7 protein-coding genes are annotated in these 7532 nt (G+C 74.3%); 3 read left to right on the top strand and 4 right to left on the bottom strand.

Annotated features, from left to right (window positions below; translation table 11 throughout):
• Positions 1-252: 252 nt before the first annotated feature.
• Entirely contained in the window at positions 253-1191 is a 939-nt protein-coding gene (locus D476_RS0128865) for a helix-turn-helix transcriptional regulator (RefSeq protein ID WP_017627361.1), read from the top strand.
• Between the two features lie 82 nt (positions 1192-1273).
• Here the strand turns inward: D476_RS0128865 and D476_RS0128870 are convergent, their stop codons facing one another.
• Together D476_RS0128870 and D476_RS0128880 are read right to left on the bottom strand one after the other, a co-directional pair.
• Entirely contained in the window at positions 1274-1870 is a 597-nt protein-coding gene (locus D476_RS0128870) for an Imm15 family immunity protein (RefSeq protein WP_017627362.1), read from the bottom strand.
• A gap of 288 nt (positions 1871-2158) precedes the next feature.
• On the bottom strand, positions 2159-3187 hold the full coding sequence (locus tag D476_RS0128880; RefSeq protein WP_017627364.1) for a GlxA family transcriptional regulator: 1029 nt from the start codon (positions 3185-3187) through the stop codon (positions 2159-2161).
• Positions 3188-3367: 180 nt separating this feature from the next.
• Between D476_RS0128880 and D476_RS0128885 the strand changes: the two genes are divergently transcribed.
• Positions 3368-3958 carry a cysteine hydrolase family protein gene (locus tag D476_RS0128885; protein WP_017627365.1) on the top strand — a complete coding sequence of 197 codons (591 nt, stop codon included), beginning with the start codon at positions 3368-3370 and terminating at the stop codon, positions 3956-3958.
• Positions 3959-4037: 79 nt separating this feature from the next.
• The gene (locus tag D476_RS0128890; RefSeq protein ID WP_017627366.1) at positions 4038-4625 is read left to right on the top strand and encodes a histidine phosphatase family protein; all 588 of its coding nucleotides are present in this window, start codon (positions 4038-4040) and stop codon (positions 4623-4625) included.
• 622 nt (positions 4626-5247) lie between these two features.
• Here the strand turns inward: D476_RS0128890 and D476_RS0128895 are convergent.
• Together D476_RS0128895 and D476_RS0128900 are read right to left on the bottom strand one after the other, a co-directional pair.
• Positions 5248-6870 carry a PEP/pyruvate-binding domain-containing protein gene (locus D476_RS0128895; protein WP_017627367.1) on the bottom strand — a complete coding sequence of 541 codons (1623 nt, stop codon included), beginning with the start codon at positions 6868-6870 and terminating at the stop codon, positions 5248-5250.
• Positions 6867-7502 (bottom strand): hypothetical protein, encoded by a 636-nt coding sequence (locus D476_RS0128900; protein WP_017627368.1) that lies wholly within the window; start codon positions 7500-7502, stop codon positions 6867-6869. The genes D476_RS0128895 and D476_RS0128900 overlap by 4 nt, the downstream gene beginning before the upstream one ends.
• Positions 7503-7532: the final 30 nt, after the last annotated feature.

Below are 7532 nucleotides of genomic sequence, written 5' to 3' on the forward strand. Positions count from 1 at the left end.
ATCGAGAAGTCGACGGCCAGGGTGAAGTTCGCCATCAGCAGGACCGCCATGGCGGTCTTCTGCGCTGCGGTGAACCGTTCGGAGGGCGGGTCGGCCGGTCGCGCCGACGGGGGCGGGTTTTCGGTCGTGGTCATGGCCCACACCCTCAGCCGCCCGGAACCGGGTAGCCAGCCTCCCCGTTCGGGGAGTCTCGGGGTGCCTGGCACTCACAGGGGCAGGCTCGTCCGCGCCGGAGGGGGCACAATCGGGTGCATGGAACGACGGCCCCTCGACACGCGCCCGCCCGCCGCGACCGCCCCGTCCTCCGCGGACGCCGACCGTCCCGTGACCGAGCTCGGCGAGTTCCTCCGTTCGCGCCGCGACCGCATCACCCCCGAGGACGTCGGCGTGCGCAGCTACGGCCGGCGCCGGGTGCCCGGCCTGCGGCGCGAGGAGCTGGCGCAGCTGGCGGGGGTGTCGATGACGTACCTGACCCGGCTGGAGCAGGGGCAGTCGCAGAACGCCTCCGACGCGGTCATCGACGCCCTGGCCCGTGCGCTGCGGCTCGACGCGGACGAGCGCGCCCACTTGTACGCGCTGGCGCGCCCGGCGCCGCCGAAGAGGCCCCGGGCGGCGAGGCCGGAGTGGGCGGATCCGGGCGCCGAGCGCCTGCTGCACGCGATGGGTGAGGTGCCCGCCGTGCTGATGGGGAGGTTCAACGACATCCTCGCCTGGAATCGCGCCGGGCACCGGCTCCTCGGCGGCCACCTCGATTTCGACGCGCCCGCGCACGCCGACGACCGGCCGAACCATATGAGGATGCTCTTCCTGGACGAGCACACCCGCGACCTGTACGTCGACTGGCACGGCGAGGCCGCGCTCGCGGTCGCCTCGCTGCGGTACGTGGCGGCGCAGTTCGCCGACGACCGCCGCCTCGCGGAACTGGTCGGGGAGCTGAGCGTCAACAGCCCCGAGTTCGCCCGGCTGTGGGCCGGGCACGACGTGCGGCTGTGCACCGGCGGCACGAAGCGGTTCCGCCACCCCGAGGTCGGCGAACTCGAACTGGGCTACGAGGTGCTGCACCTGCCCGAGGGCAACGGTCAGCGCATCCTCACGCACACCGCCGACCCCGAGAGCGCGTCCGCCGCCGCATTGAGCCTGCTGGCGTCGGGACGTTCCCGCTCGGGGCGCTCCCGCTCCGCTTGGGGATGAGCCCGGGGGAGACGACGCCGGACGGGCGGTGCCCGCGGGACGACGTTCCCGGTACGGGCCGTGCGCTGGCGCGCATGCGGGTTCAGTACCGCTCGGCCTTACGATCGGCCTTACGTTCGGCCTCGTGACCGGTCTTGCGACCGGAGGCGCTGCGTTCGGGCACCGGGTGGTCGGATCGCTGAACGAAGACGCGCTCCAGGAACCGGTCGCCGAAGCGCTCCACGATGTCGTCATTGAGCAGGTAGGCGGGATCGTGGGCGAGGAAGTCCGCCACCAGGGCGCTTCCCCCGGAGACCGGCGGACACAGCCTGAGGTGGTCGAACACGCCCCTGCTGGGATTGGCGCGCCAGAAGCGGGGCACCAGCGGGTCCCCTTGTTCCCGGTAGTCCCATCCGGTGACGGTCACCGCGCAGAAGAAGTCCGGTTCGCCGTCGCCGAAGAAGTCCGCCGCGTGGTCGAGGACCCGGCCGAGGTGGGCGACCGCGGCCCGCACGAGCACACGGTCGCGTTCCTGCGGCGGCAGCCCGTCGAGGAAGGCGACCTGGCGGTAGGTGGCGAAGAGGGGCAGCTCGTCGAAGTAGCCGTCGTAGACCACCAGCCGGTCGAAGTCGAGGAGGTCCCCCGCGGCCAGCAGCCGCTCGAACTCCTCCCGGAATCGCGGGTCGATCCCGACGCCCATGGTGTCCCCTTTCGGGTTCGGCGTTTCCCTCGGCGCGCCGTTCGGGTGCGGTCGTCACAGCGTCCCTGCCGAGTGAGGATGCCGTGCTTCCGGACTCCACCGCCAGCGGCGACGCCGCCGATCGCGCCGGGCCGCCCTTCCCCGCCGCACTCGTCATGCCGCACAGTGAAGACCAGTGAAGACCGTCGACCGGCCGTTCCACTCCAGGGCGGTCCCGTCCGCACCGGTCGATCGGAGCTCTCCCAGGGGCGCCACGCCGCCTGTCCCGGGAGAACGGTGGGCCTCCCCTCACGCGGGGCGGGTCCGGAAGCGCTGCCGGTAGGTGTGCGGGGTGGTGCCCAGGCGGCGGCGGAATGCCCGGACCAGGGTGTCGACGCTGCCGAAGCCGCAGCCGGAGGCGATGCGTTCCAGTGTGTCCTCGCTCGTCTCCAGGCGGATGCGGGCCTGTTCGAGGCGGGCCGATTCGACGTAGGCGGCGGGGGTCGCCCCCAGCTCGGCCTTGAAGATGCGGGCGAGCTGGCGTTCGCCGACATGGGCCACCTCGGCGAGGTGGGCGGCGCTGAGGTCCCCGTCGAGGTGGTGCTGGATGTAGAGCCGCAGGTCCTCGATGCGGCGTGTGGCGGAGACGGGTTCGAGCGGGACGCTGAACTGGCTCTGCCCGCCGGGCCGCTTGAGGTACATCACCAGCTGGCGGGCGACCCGCAGCGCCACCTGTTCCCCGAAGTCCTCGGTGACCAGCGCCAACGCCAGGTCCAGGCCGGAGCTGATCCCGGCCCCGGTCCATACGTCGCCGTCCCGGATGAAGATGGGGTCGGCGTCGACGCGGACCTCGGGGTGCTCCTCGGCGAGCTGGGGCGCGGTCGTCCAGTGCGTGGTGGCGCGCTTGCCGTCGAGCAGACCGGCCGCGGCCAGCAGGTGCGCGCCGACGCAGACGGAGGCGGTCCGGCGGGCCCGCCCGGACAGCTCGCCCACCAGCTCCACGAGGTACGGGTCGGCCAGCGCGCGCAGCCGCCCCGTCGCGTCCGCCTCCACCGCGCCCGGCACCAGCAGGGTGTCGATGCGGCGCCCGGTGAGCGCGTCGAAGGAGACGTCGGGCAGCAGCCGCACCCCGGCCATGGTCGCCACCGGGTCCAGGGTCCGCGCCGCCAGCCGGACGTCGTACCCCAGCGTGTTCGAGGTCTCCCGCCGTACCAGGGCGAACACCTCGGACGGTCCAGTGACGTCCAGCAGGTCCACCCCCTCGAACATGACGATCACGACGAGGGGGCGTTGGGAGGGGGCGGACTCAGCGGTCTCCACGGTGCCCACGGTCTCCACGGGGTCCTCCAGGAGGTGGCCGACGGTGATGTCCGGATCTGCGTATCAAGTGTCATTGCCGACACTCGGCGCCCCACACTAGCTTCTTCGTGTGCCCCGGGGTGACCGGTTTCGACCAGTTCCTCCTCTCTTTCATCTCAAAGACCACGATCCATTTCAAAGACCACGAGGTGCCCTGCCATGCCTTCGACCACCCTGCGCGCCGTGAACGGACTGGACGCGTCCCCCGCCACCCTCGCCGACGCGGCGCTGGTCCTGATCGACTACCAGAACACCTACACGACCGGCGTCATGGAGCTGGAGGGGTGGCGCCCCGCGCTCGACGCCGCCGCAGGCCTGCTCGCCCGCGCCCGGGAGGCCGGAACCCCGGTCATCCACGTCCAGCACGACGGCGGGGAAGGGAGCGCGTACGACATCCGCGCGGATATCGGAGCCGTCCACCCGAGCGTCGCCCCGGCGGAGGGCGAGCCGGTCGTGGTGAAGAACGCCCCCAACTCCTTCGTCGGCACCGATCTGGAGGAGCGGGTGCGGGCCACCGGGCGGCAGAACCTCATCGTCATCGGGTTCATGTCGCACATGTGCGTGTCCTACACCTCCGAGGGCGCCTTCCTGCGCGGCTTCACCCCGACCGTCGTCGCCGAGGCCTGCGCCACCCGCGACCTGCCCTCCGTCGAGGGGGAGGTCGGCGCCGCGCAGCTGCACGCCTCCGCCATGGCCGGGATCGCCGATCTGTACGGGGTGGTCGTCGCGGGCGCCGACGACGTGAGGTGATCGGCCGCCGCCCTCCCCGGCCGCCCGCAGTCAGATGCCAGTATCATTGAAATGATGAGAGTATCTGAAAGGGGTGGCGATGGCGGTGCGGCATCTGTACGTGGCGCGACACGGTGCGGCGGACCCGTTCGGGGAGGTGACGGACGCCGGACTGCGGCAGATGGAGCTCCTCGCCGAGCGGCTGGCGGCGCTGCCCGTCGACGCGGTCTGGCACTCCCCCCTGCCCCGGGCGGTGCGTTCGGCGGCGGTCATCGGTGAGCACCTGCCGGGCGTCCCCGTCCGGCAGGCGGCCGAGCTGATCGACCACGTTCCGCACGTGCCCGACGACCCGCCGCCGGGGTGGGCGGGGTTCTTCGACGGGTTCGATCCCGCGGAGGCGGCCGAGGGCGCGCGCCTGGCGGGCGCCCTCCTCGACCGGTTCGCCCGGCCCGCGGAGACGGAGACGCACGAGGTGCTGGTCACCCACGGCTACCAGGTGGCCTGGTTGGTGCGGCACGCGATGGGCGCCCCGCCGGACCGGTGGCTGGGACTGTCGTGCGGCAACGCGTCCCTGACCGCGATCGGCCATTACGGCTCCGGGCGGCCCTCGCTGGTGCTGTACAACGACATGGGGCATCTTCCGCCCGACCTGCGCTGGACCGGCTTCGGCCCGGGCGCGCGCCCGTGAGTCCGCGTGCGGTCCTGGTCCTTGCCTGCGGGCAGGGTACGTGGTCCCTGTGGTCGGCGGCGGCGGTGGAGCCGGTGCCCTGCTTGCGGCCTCCGGCCGGGTGCCGGGGCGACGGGGTGTGAGGCGGGAGGCGGCGACGAGGAGGGGCGGCGGCCCTTGCGGTAGCGCCGTCGGGTCGCGGGCGTGTGCGTGGTCGCCGTGATGGGCGGCGACGGCAGAGCAGGGACCCCGCTCATGGGCCCCAGCCGGGCGGCGGGCCGCCAGAGTGCAAGGCGGCAAGGCGGCGACGGCGGAAGCGGGCGGTTCCCCTGGGCCGCCCGCCGGGCCGGTGCGAATCCCGAGGGCGCCCCACCAGGGGTCACATTCCGGGCGTACCGGGCATGGGGTCGGTGGGTCGGGCATCCAGCGTGGCGAAAAGGTCGCTCCAGGCCGGATCGGGTGGTGGAACCACCGCCCTCAGCGGCCTGCTCGCAGGGGCCCTGAGCCGGGCGTACCGGGCGCCGGGAGGGGGCCCGGCGATCCTACGTGGCGGAATCGACACCTGATCGCCCTGAAAGGTGCGATTCCGCCGCGCACGATGCCCCAGGGGTGCGGGGCCGGGGGAAGGTAACCGGTCGACCGCTCAGTCCCGGCGCCGGCGGATGGCCGCCTGTGCGGCCTGCAGGCGGGACTCCTCGTCGTCGCCGGGCCGTCCGCCCGACACCTCGTCCGCCCAGTCGAGCAGGGTGCGCAGGTGGGCGTCGGCGGTGTCCGTCGTCGTCGGCGGGTCGCCGAGCACCAGCTCGCCCCCGGTGCCGTCGACCGCCACCAGGTCCCCCTCCGCCAGGGCCCTTCCGCCCGCGCGGACCGTGGCGGACGCGGCGTCGACCACCATCCCGGTGATGCCGACGGCCGCGGGCTTGCCCATCGACCGGGCCACGACCGCCGCGTGGCTGGCGGAGCCGCCCCGCGCCGTGGCGATCCCCGCCGCCGCGGCCAGCCCCCGCACGTCGTCGGGCGAGGTCTCGGGGCGCACGAGGACGACCGGGCCCTCGGCCGCCATGCGCACCGCCGCCTCGCTCGTCGTGGCGAGTCGGCCGACGGCGACCCCCGGGCACGCGCCCACGCCCCGCCCGACCACGCCGTCCCGCGCCCGCGCGGCGATGCGCGGCGTCCGGACGTTCCCGATCCCCTGCGGCGGAACGCGGAGCAGCGCCTCCTCCCGTGTGATCGTCCCCGCCTCGGCGAGGTCCACCGCGACGCGCACCCCCGCGGCGCCGGTGTAGCGGCCGGGGCGGACCTGTAGCAGCCACAGCCCGCCCGACTCGAAGGTGAACTCCACGTAGCAGGCGTCGCGGAAGTGCCCCTCGGCGCGGGCCAGGGCCGTATCGAGCGCGTCGGCCACCGCGGGCTCCCGGGCGCGCAGCTCGCGCAGGGGCAGGGTCGGCTCCCTGCCGGAGACCACGTCTTCGCCCTGGCAGGCGAACAGGACGTCGCCGGATGAGGTGTCCTCTCCGGTGGCGGGGTCGCGGCTGAACGCGACCCCCGTGCCGCTGCGCCCGTCGCGGTTGCCGAACACCATCGCCTGCACGACGACGGCGGTGCCCAGATCGTCCGGAATGCCGTTCAGCTCGCGGTAGGTCCGGGCGCGCGGCGCGTCCCACGAGGAGAAAACGGCTTCCACGGCCGTCTCCAGCTGTTCGGCCGCGCCGCCGGGGAAGGGGCGGCCCAGTCGCCGCTCGATCCGCTCCTCGGCGGCGGCGATCGCGGCGTGCAGACGCCCGGGGTCCCCGCCGCCTTCCCCGCTCCCGTCCTCGGCGGTGTCCACGGGCGCGCCCGGGAGTGCGGAGGCGAAGCCGGTCAGCATCCGCAACCGGGATTCGAGCGCGAACCGCTCGTCCCCGGTCTCGGCGGCCAGCGCTGCGGCGGCGCGGGAGGTCAGGCCCAGGTCGAGCACGGTGCTCATCATCCCGGGCATCGACACCCCCGCCCCGGAGCGGACCGAGACGGCCAGCGGCGCGTGTTCACCGCCGAACCGCCGCCCGGTCGCGGCCTCCAGGCCGCGCACGGCGTCGGCCAGCTCGCCGCGGAGCCCGTCGGGTAGGCGGCCCTCGCTCCGGAAGCGCCGACAGGCGCCGGTGGTGACGACGAACGCGGGCGGGACCGGGAGCCCCAGGCGGTGGAGGTCCACCAGGCCGCGCGCCTTGGCGCCCAGGGTGTCGGCGTCCTCGTCGAGGTCCGCGGAGAGCGGGCGGATCCACCTCATCGCGGGATCCCGAGGGTGGCGAGGAGGTCCTCGTGGAGTTCGGCCCACACGGTGTGGAACGAGGCGGTGTGGTCGGCGACGTACTCCGTCGCCCCGGCGCGGGCGTGGTCGAGGGCGTCGGTGAGGCGGACCCGGTAGCGGTCGAAGCGGGGAAGCGCCGCGGCCAGGTCGGCGCAGACGGGGAGGGCGCGCCGGTGCAGATCGGCGAAGCGGTCCAGTACGCGGGCGTCGTAGGCCGGGTCGCCGTGGTCGTTGACGGCCGGTACCCCGTCGACCGGCCTGAGCTGCCAGGCGGTGCACAGGTCGAGCAGCTCGGGGTTGAGCACGGCGAAGCGCTCGAACGCCGCCGCCACCGCGTCGCGGACGCCCGCCTCCTCCAGCTCGCGGGCGGTCCGCTCGGCGTGGGCGGCGCGTCCGGCGTCCGTCAGCCCCCACCCGGGGAAGGGGCCGGGGTGGCGGGTGACCAGTCCGTCGATCGCGAGGCCGATCAGTGCGGACTCGGCCTCGTCGGCGGTCAGGCCGGTGGCCGCCGCGACGCGGCCCGTGTCGGCGTGCCCGCCGCAGCGCAGCGTGTGGAGTACCGCCGGGCCGCGGTCGGCGCCGTCGTCGGGGGCGGGTGGAGGCGGGGGCATGCGTCCTCACCTTTCTTCCGGGTCTTGCGG

The organism is Nocardiopsis chromatogenes YIM 90109 (genome assembly GCF_000341185.1).
GTDB classification, from domain to species: domain Bacteria; phylum Actinomycetota; class Actinomycetes; order Streptosporangiales; family Streptosporangiaceae; genus Nocardiopsis_A; species Nocardiopsis_A chromatogenes.